Origin of the sequence: Pseudoalteromonas sp. T1lg75, from assembly GCF_002964705.1 — a bacterium.
Classification (GTDB): Bacteria; Pseudomonadota; Gammaproteobacteria; order Enterobacterales; family Alteromonadaceae; genus Pseudoalteromonas.
The window spans coordinates 89,010-106,820 of record NZ_PQCD01000055.1 but is presented as its reverse complement, the minus strand read 5'-3'; the positions used below and the strand labels follow the sequence as shown (position 1 = coordinate 106,820).

Here is a 17,811-nt window from a genome sequence, read left to right as displayed (position 1 = left end):
GCTTTTTGTGTCCGCACTTAATGCGTTTGTTATGTAGCTATTAAGCCCTTGCCTTCTTCAGCAATATTGTTATTCCACGGTTGCCAATTACAAGTACTAATCCAACGATAACTTGCACCATACGGGCCACAAATGAGGCCTGTTCTTGAGGTGGTAACGATTGGCTGTACAAAGATTGCATCTCCATTTTTAAAACGATGAAGTAAGCTAAGTCACCAATTGAGAATGCAACTAGGTAAACCCCGATCCCAGTTAAAACAGCAACATCTAAATTCTTATAAAACTGCTTCAACTCATCAGTATATTCTTGTTCAGAAACCACACTTTTTATGAACAAATTAGGAAAAAACCACAGTAGCAGCATTACAAGAGACTTCGTTGCAAGAGGTATCCATATCATTTTCACAATTGACGCTTGCATTCCACTGTCTACTGCATTTCCATAATCGCCTAATTGATTAGGTAAAGTATTTACTATGTCCACAAAAATAAAAATCGCTGCAATTTTGAAAACTAAATTAAGGATGTTTTGATGGCTCACTGCGCCTCCTTGCTACATAACAGCTAATTAGTGAGACCTTGCGAGGTAGGAGGTAAACCATGTATAGGCGCACTAATAAGACTATAAAAAGTAATAGTAAATCATACAGTAAACGAAATGATAACTCGGCACAATGCGAAGAGGTTTCCTCACAAATTCAATCCTTTTCTAAGTATTCCGTCAATGGAAATAACGATATTTCGATACCTTCGGCGTTATATCGTCACTCAACCTGCTTTTGATTTTTAAAATAGTTAATAAAAACAATAGATTATTTTAATTTCCTACCTGGCACGGGGCTTGCGATAGGGGCTGTGTTCCCTAGTTAGTAAAAGCAAGTAAGATGAAATTTGATATTAAAGAAGAAGACCTGATCATTAAGCCCTATAAGCAATCCGGGCCGATTTATGTGCGTGAGCAAAAGGGGCGCTTTCAGCGTATTCGCCGAGTGCTTAGCTGGTGTTTGATGCTCGCCTTTATCGGGCTGCCCTGGGTGAGTTATGAGGGCCAGCAAGTGGTGTTATTCGATGTTGCCCAACAACAGTTCAGGATCTTTTCCGTCACCTTTTTCCCGCAAGACTTTATGCTGGTTGCCTGGCTCTTTATGGCCGGGGCCTTTGCGCTCTTTTTTATCACCAACTGGCTCGGCCGTGTCTGGTGTGGCTATCTGTGTCCACAAACCGTGTGGATGTTGATGTATACCTGGGTTGAGCACCGCCTTGAGGGTACCCGCAACCAACGTATAAAACGCGACGCTCAGCCCTGGAGCGCCGATAAACTGGCTCGTAAGGGCGCCAAGCATCTGGTGTGGATAGCCATGGCCTTTTTCACCGCCACCACCTTTATGAGTTACTTTATTCCCGCGCACGAACTGTATAGCGACCTGCTGGGTTTGAGCTGGGGTGGTATCACCTTATTTTGGGTCTTCCTGTTCACCCTGTGCACCTATGGTAACGCCGGCTGGCTGCGGGAAAAAATGTGTATCTATATGTGCCCCTATTCGCGCTTCCAATCCGTGATGTTCGATAAAGACACCTTGGTGGTGAGCTATGATCAAGCCCGGGGCGAAGCCAGGGGACCAAGAAAGCGCAAGGCCGACCCTAATCAACTGGGGTTGGGTGATTGCGTTGACTGCAATCTGTGTGTCGAGGTATGCCCCGCCGGTATCGATATTCGTAATGGCTTGCAATACGAGTGCATTAACTGCGGCCTGTGTATCGATGCCTGTGACCAAACCATGGACAAGTTTAATTATCCAAAGGGCTTAATTGCCTATCGCAGCGAACGCCAGCAAAACGGTGGCCGGACATCAATTTGGCGTCTAAAGCTGATGGGGTATGCACTGATGACGGCCTTGGTGTTTGTGGTGATGGCCGTTTGGCTCAATGGCCGTACGGCGCTGGAGGCCTATATCACCCGGGATAGGGGAGAGCTGTCGCGGGTCGATTATCAGGGCCAGGTGGAAAACCCATATCGCATTTCCATCATCAATAAATCCCAGCAGCCACAGCGCTACACCCTGAGCATAGACGGCTTAGCCCAGGCTCAATTGCAGGTGCATGGCCACTTGTTATTGCAACCGGGTGAGCAAAAAGAGGTACCGGTCACGGTTAGCGTCGACGGTGAGTTACTCGAGCGTAAGGTCACGCCCTTTAGCTTTGTGATAACGCAAAGTGAGGGAGAGCAGCAAAGTATCAGTAAGGAAACCCGTTTTTATAAGTAGTTTGGCCAATTACCAGATATAGCCGAGCAATAAAAAAAGACCCAGTTTAGCGCTGGGTCTTATTATTTGTGTCTACCTAGGGTTGTAACCTCAAGCGCTGTTTATAAAGCGCGGACAAAATCCAGGGCAGCGACCACGGCCGCTACCTGGGCGGCGATACAATTTTCAGGGGTGCTGCGCGGGCTATCCGGATACACCTCAGTGGTGGTGACATAAGGAGCTAAAGTCAGACCCATGCAGAGGCCAAGCTTACGACCGGCGTATTCAATCACCCCATGCCCGGAAATGGGCACGCCAATCAACTGATTATTGACATCGGCTTCGGCAATATGAGTAACGCTCGCTACCTTGGCATTGATGGCTTTTTGGAAGTCTGGCTGCGGGCGCTCGGTGTCGGCCACCAGATAAAAACCATCGGGAATATTCCAATTGTTATTGGTCGTGCCTTCTCTGGCCGCCAGGGCCGGGCGGAATTCGGAGTTATCCGTATCCGTGGTTTCATGCAGGTCGATATGCACCAACACATCGCTGCTAAAGGGGGCAATAAAGTCCAGCAGCAGTTGGGACTCGGGGGCCGGCGAGCCCTCATAAAACGAGCGGTTAGGATCAACCGCATCCGGATTCCAGCGGTTAATGGTTTCATAACCCCAAGGGCTCACGCAGGGAACGACAAGAATATTGAAGGCGTCGCTGTGTGCCGGCGCCAGCTCGGCGGCAAATGCTAGAGCGCCGTGTACGCCGCTGGTTTCATAACCATGTACGCCACCGGTCACCAGGGCAATGGGGCGCCCGGGCTGCCAGTTTTTGTGCTTAAGGGCATAAAGCGGGTAGCGACTTTGGTAGTCAAGCTGGCCGTATTCGATGATGTCATACTGGTTGGCTAAAGCCTGGACCTTAGTGACGACCTCATCCTGATAGCTGCGTTGAACGTTTTGTGCTGCCAACCATTGTTGTTTGTGCTCTTCTCCCCACGGCTCGCCCGGCGTGCCAATGGGATAAATGGTGTTGCTCATAAGCCTTCCTAGTGTTCTTTTGTGTTTAGCCGCAGCTTAGAGTCTTGGTGTGGTTTGTCAACCACATTGCCTTAACTGGCCAACGCCTTAGGGGGTCGCCAGGTGTTCATTTACATAGGCCAGGGCATCGTCAAAATTATCGAAGACAATGTCGGAGGCGGTGTCGGCACGCCCTAATGAGCGGCGAATTTGCTCTAACTGATTAATGGCGATGGCGGAGTCGATAACAAAGGCGGCGGCCTGACAGCCGTGGGCAAACATCTTCTCGGCCACGGAAACCATGCGCAGTTGCGCCTCCGGCGTGGCAGCGAGCACATCCATGGAATTGCTAATGTAGGCCCAACGTTGAAGTTGATGCTCTTTAACCAGGGTTTCTAACTGAGTAGCGAAGGTGGCTATCATGCGCTCATTGATGGCACCACTGAATTGGCCGACGATAACATCCCCTTGTCGGGTTAGTTGATACGAACCATTGGCGCCGGAATAATGAAACATACATCCCCCTGTAGTTTGTGAAGGCCAGAATCTAATCACAAGGCGCTTATTGTAACTGCATCTAGGTGTATTTAGGATGCTTTTTTGCGCTTTATTTGATGTGAGCTAGGTTCGATAGATTTAAGTGTAGTCGATGCTTGAATCGCGTTGTTAAAATGAGGTACTTTCAGAACATAATGAACATTTGGGGTGGGTGATGGAACTAACAGACAAAATGCAGGCCTTTGTAATGCACTGTGGCGAAATGGGCAGTCGTTGGGGCTTTAACCGCACCATAGGGCAGATGTATGCGTTGTTACTTATTAGCGAAGAGCCTCTCAGTGCTAACGAATTATCGCAAACCCTGCATATTTCTCGTGGTAATGTCAGCATGGGTATTAAAGAACTGAATTCCTGGCAATTGATCGCCACTCGGCATAAGCCGGGCGATCGCAAAGAATATTACCAGCCCGCAGGCAGCATTTGGCAGATGGCCAATCGTGTGTTTGAACAGCGCCGCAAGCGCGAAATTGACCCAACCTTGAGCCTGCTGCGCGATAACCTGCTCGATGAGCCCAGGGATCAGCAGGAGCGTTATGCCCAGCAACGGTTATTAGAAATTCATGACTTACTGGAAATGATCACCGAATGGGCCTCCGAGCTGCAGCGTTTAAGCCCGGAAAAACTATCGACCTTGATGAAGCTCGGTGCTGGCGTTTCAAAAATCCTCGATTTTCGCGATAAGCTCAGCCCTAAAGACCGCACAGAGACCTGAGTTACCCATCTATTAGCCTGAAAAGCGCAATAATACTAAACGCGTATATCTATATAACGAAACAATTGAGGTGTTTTTGCGCAATTAGGTTAATAATTAGTTATACCAATTCTGTTAAGTATGTGATCAGAGATAGCGCTGGATAAATGATGTGATAACAAGGCGGTATTTTTCTTGTGTAGTTATTCTACACAGAAAAATACGAACGCAGTGAACACGATATTTAGCCCGCTAGAATGATTAGCTATTTAAGTGAATTGGTATTATAGGTTTCCAGCCAAAGATAACCAATCTCGCTCGTCGAGTTGGTTTTCTTCTTTTTTGGCCCTTCTTAATTTTCCCTACGCCTTGTACCTGCTCGCACAACACTAGACAAATGGCCGTCTAGCCGCTAACGTAAACCGGTTTATAACAACAAGAATGGAACTTTTATGCTTAAAAGAACACTGGCTGTGGCCGTGTGTGTGGCCCTAACTGGCTGCAACGACAAACCGGCGGCAGAAGCAAGCGCACAAAAAGAACAAAAAGTAGAGCAAACTCAGGTTGCCCAGGCGGCCATCAGCTACCCAACCACCCGTAAAGGCGATGTCGTTGACAGCTATTTTGAGCAGCAAGTGGCAGACCCATACCGTTGGCTTGAAGACGATATGAGCAGCGAGACGGCACAATGGGTTGAGGCGCAAAATAAGGTCACTTTCGGTTACCTTGAGCAGATCCCTTTCCGCGACGAGCTTAAACAACGTCTTAAGACCCTTATGGACTATGAAAAGGTGAGCGCGCCGTTCACCGAGGGTGAATACACCTATTTCTATAAAAACGATGGCCTACAAAACCAATACGTATTGTATCGCCAAAAGGGCGAAGGTGAGGTGGAAGTTTTCCTAGACCCGAACACCTTTAGCGCCGATGGCACCACCTCACTGGCTGGCATCAGCTTCAGCGAAGATGGCTCTCTCGCAGCCTACCAAATCTCAGAAGGTGGCAGTGACTGGCGTAAAGTGATTGTTCTTGATACTAAAACCAAAGAACAAATTGGCGAGACCTTGGTCGATGTGAAGTTCAGCGCCATTTCTTGGTTTGGTAACGATGGCTTCTATTACTCAAGCTATGACAAGCCCAAAGGCAGTGAATTGTCGGCGAAAACCGACCAACATAAGCTGTATTACCACAAGTTGGGTACGGCACAAAAAGACGATGCCCTTATTTTTGGTGGCAGCGATGAGCAAAAACACCGCTATGTTGGCGCCGAGGTGACCTCGGATGCGCGCTTCCTGGTAATCTCAGCGGCCGTATCTACATCGGGTAACAAGCTGTTTATTAAAGACTTAAGCAAAGAAGACAGCGAGTTGGTTACCATTATCGATGACCTGACTTATGACAGCTCGGTACTGGATAACAAGGGCGATACCCTGTTTATCGTCACCAACAAGGACGCACCGAACAAGCGCGTGGTGACCGTTGACAGCAAAGATCCGACGCCTGAAAACTGGCAGGATCTTATTCCAGAAACCGAGAATGTGCTGAACATCTCTAAAGGCGGAGATTTCTTCTTTGCACGTTACATGGTTGATGCCATTTCTCAGGTGAAGCAGTTCGATAAGACCGGCAAGCTGGTACGTGAAATCGCCTTGCCAGGCGTGGGCACGGCGTCGGGCTTTAGCGGTAAAAAAGATCAAACCACCCTGTATTACAGCTTCACCAACTATAAAACTCCAAGCACCATCTTCAGCTTTGATGTAAACAGTGGTGACTCGGTTGTTTATAACGAGTCAGGTGCCCAGTTTGACCCGGCGCTGTACGAGTCTAAGCAGGTTTTCTATAGCTCAAAAGACGGTACTAAGGTACCTATGATCCTAACCTTTAAAAAGGGCACTGAGCTTAATGGTAAAAACCCAACCATTCTATATGGTTACGGCGGCTTTAACGTGAGCCTGACTCCTCGCTTCTCGGCCACTACGGCGGCTTGGTTGGAGCAAGGCGGCGTATATGCTGTGGCTAACCTGCGTGGCGGTGGTGAGTACGGAAAACAGTGGCATAAAGCCGGTACGCAAATGCAAAAGCAAAACGTATTTGACGACTTTATTGCTGCGGCCGAATACCTGATCGCCAACAACTACACCTCAAGCGATTACCTGGCGGTACGTGGCGGCTCTAACGGCGGTCTATTGGTAGGTGCTGTGATGACGCAACGCCCGGATCTGTTTAAGGTTGCCTTACCTGCGGTAGGGGTACTGGATATGCTGCGCTATCACACTTTCACCGCCGGTGCGGGTTGGGCCTACGATTACGGTACGGCGCAAGACAGCAAGGAAATGTTTGATTACCTTAAGGGCTATTCACCGGTACACAATGTAAAAGCGGGCACCAGCTACCCTGCGACTCTGATCACCACGGGCGATCATGATGACCGCGTGGTTCCAGCGCATTCATACAAGTTTGCCGCCGAGCTGCAATCGAAGCATGAGGGCGACAACCCAGTGATGATCCGCATCGAGACCAATGCCGGTCACGGGGCGGGTACGCCAACCAGTAAGATTATCGAGCAGTATGCAGATATCTATGGCTTTACATTGTATAACATGGGTATTAAAAAGCTTTAATACCCAGTAAGTTATGCTAGTTTGAAAGCCGAGCCATGGTGCTCGGCTTTTTCGTTTTAGGGATATGACAATGCCATTAGCCTCCTTTAAATCACCCAGACTCGAACACCAACCCTTGCGTCAAGCGCATTGGCCGCTGTTTGCAGCGCTTCATCAAAATCAAGAAGTGATGCGCTATGTGGCCGACGTACCCTCATACGCACAGATTAAAGAGCGCTTTGAAGCGCGCTTGGCGTCGCAGGCAACAGCCGATAGCTGGCATACCTGGGCCATAATCAATGACGACGGCCAGGAAATCGGTGTGACTGGCTTTTTACCTCAAGAGAGACAGGGTGCCGAACTGGGATTTTTACTTCTGCCCGAGTATCAAGGCCGGGGTTATGGCCAGGAGTCATTACAAGCCTTGCTGACCCATGGCGAGCGGCGTTTTGCAATTGCACAATATCGGGCTACGGTTACTGCAGGCAATCTGGCGTCGCGAGCACTGTTGCTTAAATGCGGCTTTACTCAGCTCGCCAGCGCCCGCAATGGTTATTGTATTGGTGGCGTTGAGGTGGAGGACTGGTTATTTCAACTGAGTTTGTAATAGCAGTAAACGTTTTTTATTGTGCATATACGCACAGAGCCTAGCGCCATGGCGCCATGTTCACGGGCGTAACGCTGGGATAAGCTAGAGTAAATAGGGTCTGTTTATCTTTGCGGTTTACTTTATGTTCAATCTAAACGCATTCTGATGAATATAATCACTGATTTATGTGGTTAAATTCATCCATGAAGCTTGGTTACATCGCGCATCCATGCGCTCACCTCGCTAAGCTGCGAAGCATTGCTTCGGTCTTGCTCGCCTATGTACATAGCGAGTAACACAGAGCAGGATGCGTTTAGATGAACCCGTAGGGCAGAGCTTGTAGCACATTTCTACTGTGTTGTTACATGTTCATGTACGCCTACATGGATGTAGGCGGTAGAGCGACGCAGGAGTCAAAGCCGAGAATAACTACACCACACATGTGCCGCCTTGTATAAATACACTACAAACTGCTGCAGAAACGAACAACAAAGGTCAACAGACCCTAAGGAGTAAGAAGTATGTTGAATAATACCGAGCATGGCTATGGCTGGATGCACATTGCCCTGCACTGGCTGGTGGCTCTTGCCGTCTTTGGGCTTTTTGGCCTGGGTCTGTATATGGTCGAATTAAGCTATTACGACAGCTGGTACAAGGGATCGGTTGACCTGCATAAAAGCATCGGCCTGACATTGGCGCTGCTTTTTGTGCTGCGGCTAGTGTGGCGCTTAACTCAGGCACGACCTCAGCCGGTGGACAGCAGTTTAACATGGCAAAATCGCGTGGCGCACTGGGTTCATATCACGCTGTACCTGGTGTTGATTGTGGTTATGGTTTCCGGGTACCTGACTCAACCGCCGACGGTCGTGGTATCGAGGTATTTTCCTTGTTTAGCGTCCCCTCGCTAGGGGAGTTTGTCGACAACCAAGAAGATATTGCCGGCATGGTGCACGAATACGCGGCCTGGAGTCTGGTTATTCTTGCTGGCTTACATGCCCTGGCGGCCCTTAAACACCATTTTATTAATCGTGACCATACGCTGGTGCGTATGTTGAAAGCGAAAAAAGGAGATTGATGTGAACAAAGCTCTGACTAAATTAACTATGGCTGCGGCCTTGGTGGCTGCCAGCGGTGCCGCCAGTGCGGCGGATTATGTTATCGATACCCAGGGAGCTCATGCCTTTGTGAATTTTAAAATTCAACACCTTGGCTATAGCTGGTTACATGGGCGCTTTAACACCTTTTCCGGCGACTTCAGCTATGATGCGCAAAAGCCCAATGAGTCTCAAATCAAGGTGGTGATCGACACCGCCAGCATCGACTCAAACCATGCCGAGCGTGATAAGCATTTGCGCAGTGCAGATTTCCTGAATGTGAAGGCACATCCTAAGGCCACCTTTAAAAGCACTAATATCTCGTTTACGGACGCCGATAATGCCAAGGTAACCGGTGAATTCACCCTAAACGGTGTCACAAAAACCATCAGTTTCGATGTAAACAGGGTGGGTGAAGGTAAAGATCCGTGGGGCGGCTATCGTGCCGGCTTTAACGGCCATACACGCTTTGCCTTGGCCGATTATGGTATCGAGCAAGACCTGGGTCCGGCATCAACCCATGTGGAAATTGAACTCTCCATTGAAGGCGTACGTCAATAACCTCCTTTCTCACACGCCTACAGCGCTTGTTGTAGGCGTGGCTTCAGCGCGGTGGGCAACCATTGCAACATCACCTCCTTGTACGCCCGACTGCTTACCACCTGTTGCAGTGCCGGTGCTAAAATCTTGACCTGCTGTTGACCCAATTCATTGTTACTACAGGCAATATAGCCATAGCTTAAGGGCGGCGCTTCAGTGATAGGGAAAATACTGAGCTGCTCATCTAAACCCATTTTTTCGCTAAGGTACTGAAATTCACTGGGGTAACTGAGCAAAATATCGAGCCGCTTTTTGGCCAACATATAGGTCAGGCTGGCAAGTACATCGCGCCCGGGCCGGGTTGTTAACTGGGACTTAGGCACCTGGGCTATCACCTCATCCAATTCATTGCCATAGGAGCGCCCCATGGGCAGGCCTAAACGCAGGCGATGTTCACCGAGTAATTTGGTTAGAGATTGGGGGGCTCCCGCAGTTAAGCCTAATTGTTGCGCCACCTCTTTGTGCATAACCAAGGCCGGTGACAAGCCTATGGTGGAATAGTGCTCACTAAAGTGCAGATCCATCAGCCGTTGACTGGTTTTATATAGAGATAATAAGCAGTAAGTGCTTTGTGTATGGCGCAGCTCGGTGAGTAAATGACTACTAGGGATAGCCATAAAATTAAAGTGATATTCAGGCAGTTGCTGCTGTAGCAAATTGATCACTTGTTCATCGCGGCCTTGACCGGCATTGGCACCATTGAAAATATAGTAGGGCTCGAAATCCAGGGTCAGCCAGGTGATGGTTTTGCTGCTTTGCCCATGGCTGGCGCTAGAAACAATCAGGGTGAAGCACAGACACAGGCTTTGTTGGAGACGTTGTCGGAGATACCACATACAAGTTACCGCTAATGCAAATCAACTCTTTGAGTCTAGCATCGCTATGACCCCAGGCACATGAAATATATATAAAAATGTAAATATCTTGGTCAACACTAGCCCATTGTGGCTATTAATACCATGAATAATCAACACGCTAGCTTGAAATTAGCAAAGTAACTAAGACCTTGGTATAACTAAAAAAACAATCTTTCGGAGCCCCCTATGGCACAAGCACAGAGCGTGGCGGTAGCCTATATTGACGGCGATGGCATCGGCCCCGATGTGATGCCCATGGTGCGAGAGTTAGTGGACCTCGTGCTCGAGCGTTGCTATGGCGGTGAGCGACAAATTCACTGGCACTGCTTATTGCTTGGCGAGCAGGCGGCGCGAGAGGGCGATGGAGAATGGTTCCCACAGGCCACCATATCGGCACTGCGTGAACTCAAGGTGGCGTTAAAAGGGCCGATGAGCAGTGCCATTGGCGGCGGCTTTCGCTCATTGAATATTGCCCTGCGCGAAGAGCTGGATTTATTTTGTAACATGCGGGTGATAAAGGCTTTACCCGGTTTGCCTTCGGCGCTAAAAAACTCCGAAGACATTGATTTGGTTGTGTTTCGTGAGTGTAGCGAAGACAGCTTTGCCAGCATTGAGCTGGCTGCCAACAGTCCAGATGCCGAGCGCCTCATTGAGGTGCTGGAGCAGGAGCTGGGATATCATAGATTAAGGTTTGTTGATAATTGTGCCTTGGCCATCAAAAATTGCTCACAGGCGGCCACCGAACGGCTGATCAAAGAGGCCGTCGATTACGCCATCAAACAGCGGCGCGCCAAAATTACCCTGGTACACAAAAGCAATGCCTGGCAGCTCACCGAAGGACAATTCCAGCGCTGGGCCCTTGATTACCTGCGTAAAGAATATCAGCTAACGGTGAGCGAGTGTAAACAGCATTATCTCCTGCACCTATACGATGGCGCCCAGATCCAGGTTGAACAAATGATGTTGGATCAGGTGATGGAGAGACTGCCACAACAAGCCGCCACCTTTGATGTAATGGTATGTAACAACCTGGCAGGGGATCTGCTGGCCGACTTGGCGGCATCCCTGGTGGGCGGAGTTGGTATAGTGCCCAGTGTGAACTGTAACCACGAGTTGGCACTGTTTGAACCCAGCCATGGACCATTTCGGCGCATTGCCGGCAGCGGTTTGGCCAATCCCTGTGCCAGTGTGTGGGCGGCCGTACTGATGCTGCAGCATTTGCAGTTGGACAGGGCGGCCTCGAGCCTGTTCAGTGCCTTAACACAGGTGATTGCCAGCCATGAGCAGTTGTTTCAACTGGATACGCGACATAGCTTAGAGCAGGGCGTGCCGACCAAGCAGGTGATTGCCGCCCTGATAAAGGCCTTGCCATGCTAAACAAAGCCTGGGTGATATTTTGTTAAGCGGCAATCGCTCCTTGCAGTAATTGACGAGCGCGCACCCGCGCAGGCTCCTGGCTGCCAAGGCGCGGTGCCAGGCCCAGCTCGTCAAGCATGATCAGCAACATGCTCACTGGGATAGGGCAATTGTTTTCATCGAGAATATCGGCCTGAGTAGTGTTAACGCCGGCGGCATTAGGGTAATGTTCGCGCAGTGCATCCAAGGTCAGGCTGTTGTCGCCACAAGCACGGCAGCGGCCACCAAACTCGTCATTGAGCTGTGCGAGTGCTTGATAAAATTCCTCAAGATTCATAGGCGAAGCGCAGGCTTGCAGCTGGGCGCGAATGAAAAGATCTAACTCGGTGTTAATGTGAATGCAGTCGTAATGTTTGTATTGGCGTCGTAGCATGGGTGCCTCCATCGGCTTGTTGTTGCTATAACTCTACCTTAGAAGGAATTACTCTATTTATTAAATGGATGATATCGATATCAGGTATTGATGCTGTAAATTATCTAGGTGTAACTTTGTAATTGTTGCCGTAACCAGATATGGGCTGGGCTATGGTGCACCAGTGGACTCCATAGCATGGAGACGCCAATTGGGACAATGGGAAAGGGAACGGCACACAGGGCTAAGGGTGCGTTGCTTTGAGCGATAATATGCTCTGCCAGGCGCCTTGGTAAAGTGGCGATGAGCTGTGAGTCGGCGCACAATGCGGGGATCAGGCTGTGATGGCGGGCATAGACACGAATATTACGACGCTCGCCAAGTTGAACAAGCGCCTGATCGACCCACCCCAGCTTTTGTGGTTCGCGATTTTTGATCATTGGCTCGGGGCCAAAGCCGCTGCGGTTCAGCCATACATGCGGGTTAGCCAAATAGGTTTCGAGATCCAGGTGTTGTTGTAAAGGGTGCTCCTTGGAGGTCAGGCAGCAGTAATTGTCTCGCCACAGCGTGGCCTGATGAAACGAGGCGGGCATGCGGGTAAAACGGTCGATGGCGATATCGACCTGTCCATGTTCAAGCTCGCTTAAGGTGACATCACTGGGGTTTATCAGATCTATGTTGATACCCTGGTAGGCGCTGAGCACCTCGCTGATAAAGGGCACTAACAGGGAAGCCACCAAAAACTCATTGGCCATGATACGAAAGGTATGTTCGCTGCGACTGGGGTCAAAATCTTGTTCTTGCGTGGTGATCGCCTGCGCCAAGGTAAGAAAGTGTTCCAACTGTGGCTGCAGGGCCAGCGCTTTTTCGGTGCACATCATGACACTGCCGCTACGAACCAGTAACGGGTCGCCAAATAGGTCGCGCAACCGCTTCAGGGCATTGCTCATGGCACTTTGTGTCAGCGCCAGGCGGTTGGCAGCGCCAGAGACACTGCGCTCCTCGATAAGGATATGCAAATACACCAATAGATTAAGATCGACCTGACGTAAGTTCATGCTTTATACACAAAAATAGTACCTAACCAATACTCTATCCTAGCCGTCATGATAAAGCTAACCGCAGCAACGGCTTAAGGTATTTTCATTGCTGATAATCAGTATTTGCCGCTGCTTGGAATAGCAGAAAAGGAAATTGGAGGGAAAGTTGCGGTGATGGCCGAGGGCATAAACGGTAAAAAGGCGCCAACTCGGCGCCTCAAGTATTTATGCACTTTGGGCTGAGCTCATGCCATCACCCATGTACTTTTTTGCTTCTTCGTCGTCCTCCGAGCGTAAACGCTCAAGCTCGGCATGGGTTTCCGCCAGGCTTGATTCCAGTTCGCTAAGACGGCTCTGCGCCAGGGTCGCACTCTTAGAAAGGCGCTCCAGCGTTGACGTTGAATTTTGCTTCAAGAAGGTGATTTGTTCGCCTAGGCGTTTATTCTCATCAATAATACCCTGGGCTTCAGAGTCTTTATTCGCTAAGCGCTCTTCAAGCTCTTTGATCTTCTGCTGGTATTGATCGTTACTGGCGGTTAGACGCTCAATGGTTGATGCCGAGTTATTCTTTAAGAAACGTACCTGCTCGTGCAGTTTTTCATTGTCCTGCTGCGCTTGCGCATGCGTCTCTTTAAGCTCTTGCAGTTCCTGAGTCTGGCCTTTGTTTTGCTCACGGAGCTGGCGAATGTCTTCACGCTGGCTCTCTTGGTGCTTGGCGGCTATGGCGCTTTGCTCCTTGAGCATGCTATTTTCATTTTTCAGGCGCTCAACCAAAGGCTGTTGTTCTTCCAGCTGCTTCTGCAGGCGTTCGATCTGAACGTCGATATCCGATCTTTCCTGTTCTAGCTGGTTGTGCTTATGAGCGAGCTCATCACGTTGCTGCAGTAATTCGTCGCGCTCTTGGGCTAGGGCGGCATAATCATTATCGAAGTTATCGATACGCTGTTGCAAGGTGGTAATTTTTTGTTCGTTTTCTGACTGGGCTTCTTCAAGTTGCTGCTGAACGCCAGCGAGCTTATCTTGATGTTGCTCAAGTTCGGCCGCCTGGGCATCGATCTGCTCCTGTCTGGCGGCAATCTTTTCGCTTAATTCTTCTTTTTGCTGGGATAGTTGCTGATACTGCTGTTGCAAGTTATCTAGGCTTTGCACCGCGAGTTGCTCGGCCTGGATCATCTCTTCTAGCTGCGCCTGTACCGGGGCGAGCTGGGCATTGGCAAAGGCTTGAGATTGTGCCTTAAAAGCCTGAACAAACTGTTCGGAGAACTCAAGATCGACCTCGCTCGCCTTGACGGGCTCTTGCGTGTCTTGTGGACGGGCGGAGCGATCCTCGCTGCGCCATTGGCGGTAATGTTCTAGCACGCTCGAACGGTCTCCGTTAACACGTTGTAATAAAATTTCCAGTGTGATTGGTGTACCGGCGCGATGCAGCTCATCACAAACGGCTTTAATTTCATTATATTGAGTCATCAATCTATCCTCCCAGCAGATATTTAGGATAGCATTAAAACAGCCACTGGCTAGAAAAATCTAAGAAAAATATTCTAGTTAATTTTGCAGCGACAGCTAATAATTACTATTTTAGTTGTAGTTCTATCCTTACAGGTACTACCTCAATCATACTACGACAATTTGGTATTACACAATGCTAACAATTGATTTAAATGAAAATAAACAGCTAGTTATCACCGAGTCAGCAAAGGTTCAGACAAAACAAGGGCAATTACTGATAAAAGTGCGCGCAGCGGGCGTTAATCGCGCCGATTTATTGCAGCGTCAGGGTAATTACCCACCACCGCCAGGGGACAGTCCCACTTTAGGATTAGAAGTGTGCGGCGAAGTGGTGGCCGTGGGCGAGGGAGCCGACGGCAAGTGGCAGGGTCAACAGGTGATGGCGCTGTGCGCTGGCGGTGGCTATGGTGAATATGTGGCCGTGGATCAGGGTCATTGCCTGGCGTTACCGCCTAACTTCAGTGCCGAACAGGGGGCCGGCTTTTGTGAGGTTTTCTTAACCGCATTCGATGCCTTGCGCCAATATCCAGGATTTGGTGTCGACCATACCCTGTTAATACATGGTGGTGCCAGCGGGGTCGGAACCGCCGCTATCAAGCTGGCCAAGTATTTTGGCGCCAAGGTGGTGGCCACCGTTGGCAGCGAACAAAAACGCCAGGCCTGTTTAGCACTCGGTGCCGATACTGTGATTAATTATCGTCAATCCGATTGGGCAGACACCATGCGTGCCGAAGGCCTAAGTGCAGATGTGGTTATCGACCCTGTTGCCGGTGACTACCTTAACAGCGACCTGAAGGCCTTGGCCCAAGACGGTAAAATTGTGATCTTAGCCCTGCTCGGCGGACGCTATTGCGAACAATTGGATGTTGCCAGGATCTTGCAAAAGCGCGCATCCATTATCGGCTCTACCCTACGTAATCGCAGCAGCGAGTATAAATCGGCCTTGGTAAAAGAGCTGCAGCATAGGTGTGAAGCGGGCATGCTAAGCGGTGAGTTAACGCCGGTGATCGATACGGTTTACCCCTGGGAAGAGGTGGAACAAGCCCATCAGCGTTTAGCGCAAAACGCCAATATAGGTAAGGTGATCTTGATGCATAAATAGAAAAGGCCAGCATTAAGCTGGCCTTTGAATCTGTGTACAGACGCTTACATCACTCGCATGCCCGGCTTGGCACCGGCATGAGGTTCAAGAATGTAGATCTCATCCTTGCCTGGGCCTGCAGCCAGCACCATGCCCTCGGAAAGGCCAAAGCGCATCTTACGCGGCTTCAGGTTGGCAACCATTACGGTGTGTTTGCCAATCAGCTGCTCCGGGCTGTAGGCCGATTTAATGCCGGCGAATACCTGGCGCTGCTGACCACCCAGATCCAGGGTCAGTTTAAGCAGTTTGTCGGCACCTTCAACATGCTCGGCGTTGGCGATGAGGGCTACGCGTAAGTCCACCTTGGCAAAGTCATCAAACTCGATCTCATCCGCCAGCGGATCTTTTGTCAACTCGCCGTTGTCGGCTACTTGCCCCAGTGCTTGGCTTTGTGGCGCCAGGCTTTCTTTTGATTCATCGACCATGGTATTAACCTTATCCATTTCGACACGCTGCATCAGCGCTTTAAATTTATTGATAGGCTGACCTAGCAGCGGCTTATCGACACCATCCCATGCCAGCTCATCGTTTAAGAAATCGCTCACGTTGGCGGCCATGCCCGGCAAAATTGGGCGCAGATAGGTCATCAGGATACGGAACAGATTCAGACCAACGCTGCATACCTCATGGGCTTGCTGCGCCGTGTCTTCGTTTTTAGCCAGAACCCAAGGCGCTTGCGCATCAATATATTGGTTTGCTTTATCGGCCAGGGCCATAATGGTGCGTACCGCACGACCGAATTCACGGCTTTCATAGTGTTCGGCTATGCTGTCTTTGGCCGCGGCGAACTCGGCCAACAAGGCCGGCTCGGCATTGGTGTCGCTTAGCTTGCCATCGAACTTCTTGGTGATGAAACCGGCACAACGGCTGGCGATATTTACTACCTTACCGACAAGATCCGAGTTAACGCGCTGGGCGAAATCTTCCAGGTTTAAATCCAAATCGGTAATGCCACCGCTTAGTTTCGCGGCAAAGTAATAACGCAAGTATTCAGGGTCGAGATGATCTAGGTAAGTACGAGCCTTAATAAAGGTGCCTTTTGACTTAGACATCTTGGCGCCATTGACGGTTACAAAGCCATGGGCGAAAACATTGGTCGGCTTTCTAAAACCGGCGCCTTCAAGCATGGCTGGCCAAAACAGGCTGTGGAAGTAAATAATGTCTTTACCGATAAAATGATACAGCTCAGCGTCGGAATCTTCGCGCCAAAAGGCATCAAAGTCGATCCCGTTTTTATCACACAGGTTTTTAAAGCTGGCCATATAGCCGATAGGGGCGTCCAACCACACATAGAAGTATTTACCCGGTGCGCCTGGGATTTCAAAACCGAAATAAGGCGCATCGCGGCTGATATCCCACTGCTGCAGGCCATCGGCAAACCACTCGTCAAGCTTGTTGGCCATTTCTTCCTGAATACTGCCGGAGTGCAGCCAACTTTTTAGCATGCCCTCAAAGGCAGGCAGGTCGAAGAAGTAATGCTCCGAGTCGCGCAGCACAGGGGTGGCGCCAGACATCGCAGAGCGTGGTGATTTCAGTTCGGTCGGCGAGTAGGTGGCGCCACAGACATCACAGCTGTCGCCGTTTTGGTCTTCTGCATCACAGCTTGGACAGGTGCCGGTTACGAAGCGATCCGGTAGGAAGATTTGCTTTTCCGGGTCGAATAACTGCGAGATGGTGCGCTTTTTAATATAACCACCGTCGTTAAGGCGGTTATAAATAAGCTCGCTTAGCGCCTTATTCTCATCCGAGTGGGTGCTGTGGTAGTTATCAAACTCGATATTAAAATCGGCAAAGTCACGTTGGCGTTCAACGCTAACCTTGGCAACCATTTCCTCAGGGCTGATCCCTTGTTTTTGTGCATTGAGCATGATCGGCGTGCCGTGAGCATCGTCCGCACACACATAATAGGTTTCATGTCCTTGGGACTTTTGAAAGCGAGCCCAAATATCGGTTTGAATGTACTCAAGCATGTGGCCCAGGTGTGTAGGACCGTTTGCATAAGGCAGGGCGCTTGTAATGAGAATTTTTCTCTTTGCCATAAGGTGCTTATTCCATCTCAGATAGGATCACCCAGATCGTCGACTCAAGGCGCTGTAGCGCGATGAAGT

15 protein-coding genes and 1 pseudogene are annotated in these 17,811 nt (G+C 49.7%); 8 read left to right on the top strand and 8 right to left on the bottom strand.

Annotation, left to right across the window (positions count from 1 at the left end):
- Positions 1-40: 40 nt before the first annotated feature.
- A complete protein-coding gene (locus C2M36_RS15045) occupies positions 41-541 on the bottom strand; it encodes a hypothetical protein (protein ID WP_105255610.1) in 501 nt (166 codons plus the stop codon).
- A gap of 343 nt (positions 542-884) precedes the next feature.
- Between C2M36_RS15045 and ccoG the strand changes: the two genes are divergently transcribed.
- Positions 885-2,264: a cytochrome c oxidase accessory protein CcoG gene (gene ccoG, locus C2M36_RS15040; protein WP_105255609.1), complete on the top strand. Its 1,380-nt coding sequence runs from the start codon at positions 885-887 to the stop codon at positions 2,262-2,264.
- Between the two features lie 101 nt (positions 2,265-2,365).
- On the opposite strand, the gene C2M36_RS15035 is transcribed toward ccoG, so the two are convergent.
- Positions 2,366-3,277 (bottom strand): M14 family metallopeptidase, encoded by a 912-nt coding sequence (locus C2M36_RS15035; RefSeq protein WP_105255608.1) that lies wholly within the window; start codon positions 3,275-3,277, stop codon positions 2,366-2,368.
- Positions 3,278-3,364: 87 nt separating this feature from the next.
- The gene (locus C2M36_RS15030) at positions 3,365-3,772 is read right to left on the bottom strand and encodes a hypothetical protein (protein WP_105189531.1); all 408 of its coding nucleotides are present in this window, start codon (positions 3,770-3,772) and stop codon (positions 3,365-3,367) included.
- 196 nt (positions 3,773-3,968) lie between these two features.
- On the opposite strand from C2M36_RS15030, the gene C2M36_RS15025 reads away from it, so the two are divergent.
- From C2M36_RS15025 to C2M36_RS15005, 5 genes and pseudogenes are all read left to right on the top strand, one after another.
- Positions 3,969-4,526 carry a GbsR/MarR family transcriptional regulator gene (locus tag C2M36_RS15025; protein WP_105255607.1) on the top strand — a complete coding sequence of 186 codons (558 nt, stop codon included), beginning with the start codon at positions 3,969-3,971 and terminating at the stop codon, positions 4,524-4,526.
- Between the two features lie 431 nt (positions 4,527-4,957).
- The gene (locus C2M36_RS15020) at positions 4,958-7,126 is read left to right on the top strand and encodes a prolyl oligopeptidase family serine peptidase (RefSeq protein ID WP_105255606.1); all 2,169 of its coding nucleotides are present in this window, start codon (positions 4,958-4,960) and stop codon (positions 7,124-7,126) included.
- A 70-nt stretch (positions 7,127-7,196) separates the two neighbouring features.
- Complete coding sequence (locus C2M36_RS15015) at positions 7,197-7,712, top strand: GNAT family N-acetyltransferase (RefSeq protein ID WP_158678967.1); 516 nt, start codon at positions 7,197-7,199, stop codon at positions 7,710-7,712.
- Positions 7,713-8,215: 503 nt separating this feature from the next.
- Positions 8,216-8,769: pseudogene (locus C2M36_RS15010) on the top strand (cytochrome b).
- 1 nt (position 8,770) lies between these two features.
- Positions 8,771-9,349, top strand: a complete 579-nt coding sequence (locus tag C2M36_RS15005) for a YceI family protein (RefSeq protein ID WP_442792667.1) — start codon at positions 8,771-8,773, stop codon at positions 9,347-9,349.
- Between the two features lie 17 nt (positions 9,350-9,366).
- Here the strand turns inward: C2M36_RS15005 and C2M36_RS15000 are convergent, their stop codons facing one another.
- Positions 9,367-10,224, bottom strand: coding sequence for a TIGR02285 family protein (locus C2M36_RS15000; RefSeq protein WP_105255604.1), 858 nt, complete (start codon positions 10,222-10,224; stop codon positions 9,367-9,369).
- A 207-nt stretch (positions 10,225-10,431) separates the two neighbouring features.
- Here C2M36_RS15000 and C2M36_RS14995 point away from each other — a divergent pair, with 207 nt between their 5' ends.
- Complete coding sequence (locus tag C2M36_RS14995; RefSeq protein ID WP_105255603.1) at positions 10,432-11,622, top strand: isocitrate/isopropylmalate family dehydrogenase; 1,191 nt, start codon at positions 10,432-10,434, stop codon at positions 11,620-11,622.
- 22 nt (positions 11,623-11,644) lie between these two features.
- Here C2M36_RS14995 and C2M36_RS14990 read toward each other — a convergent pair whose 3' ends face one another.
- The 3 genes from C2M36_RS14990 to C2M36_RS14980 all read right to left on the bottom strand — a co-directional run bounded on the left by C2M36_RS14990 (position 11,645) and on the right by C2M36_RS14980 (position 14,520).
- Positions 11,645-12,034, bottom strand: coding sequence for a hypothetical protein (locus C2M36_RS14990; protein ID WP_105255602.1), 390 nt, complete (start codon positions 12,032-12,034; stop codon positions 11,645-11,647).
- 104 nt (positions 12,035-12,138) lie between these two features.
- On the bottom strand, positions 12,139-13,071 hold the full coding sequence (locus C2M36_RS14985) for a LysR family transcriptional regulator (RefSeq protein ID WP_105255601.1): 933 nt from the start codon (positions 13,069-13,071) through the stop codon (positions 12,139-12,141).
- 207 nt (positions 13,072-13,278) lie between these two features.
- Positions 13,279-14,520 (bottom strand): DNA-binding protein, encoded by a 1,242-nt coding sequence (locus tag C2M36_RS14980; protein ID WP_105255600.1) that lies wholly within the window; start codon positions 14,518-14,520, stop codon positions 13,279-13,281.
- Between the two features lie 175 nt (positions 14,521-14,695).
- Here C2M36_RS14980 and C2M36_RS14975 point away from each other — a divergent pair, with 175 nt between their 5' ends.
- A complete protein-coding gene (locus C2M36_RS14975) occupies positions 14,696-15,664 on the top strand; it encodes an NAD(P)H-quinone oxidoreductase (RefSeq protein WP_105255599.1) in 969 nt (322 codons plus the stop codon).
- Between the two features lie 44 nt (positions 15,665-15,708).
- Here the strand turns inward: C2M36_RS14975 and metG are convergent, their stop codons facing one another.
- Complete coding sequence (metG, locus tag C2M36_RS14970) at positions 15,709-17,742, bottom strand: methionine--tRNA ligase (protein ID WP_105255598.1); 2,034 nt, start codon at positions 17,740-17,742, stop codon at positions 15,709-15,711.
- Positions 17,743-17,811: the final 69 nt, after the last annotated feature.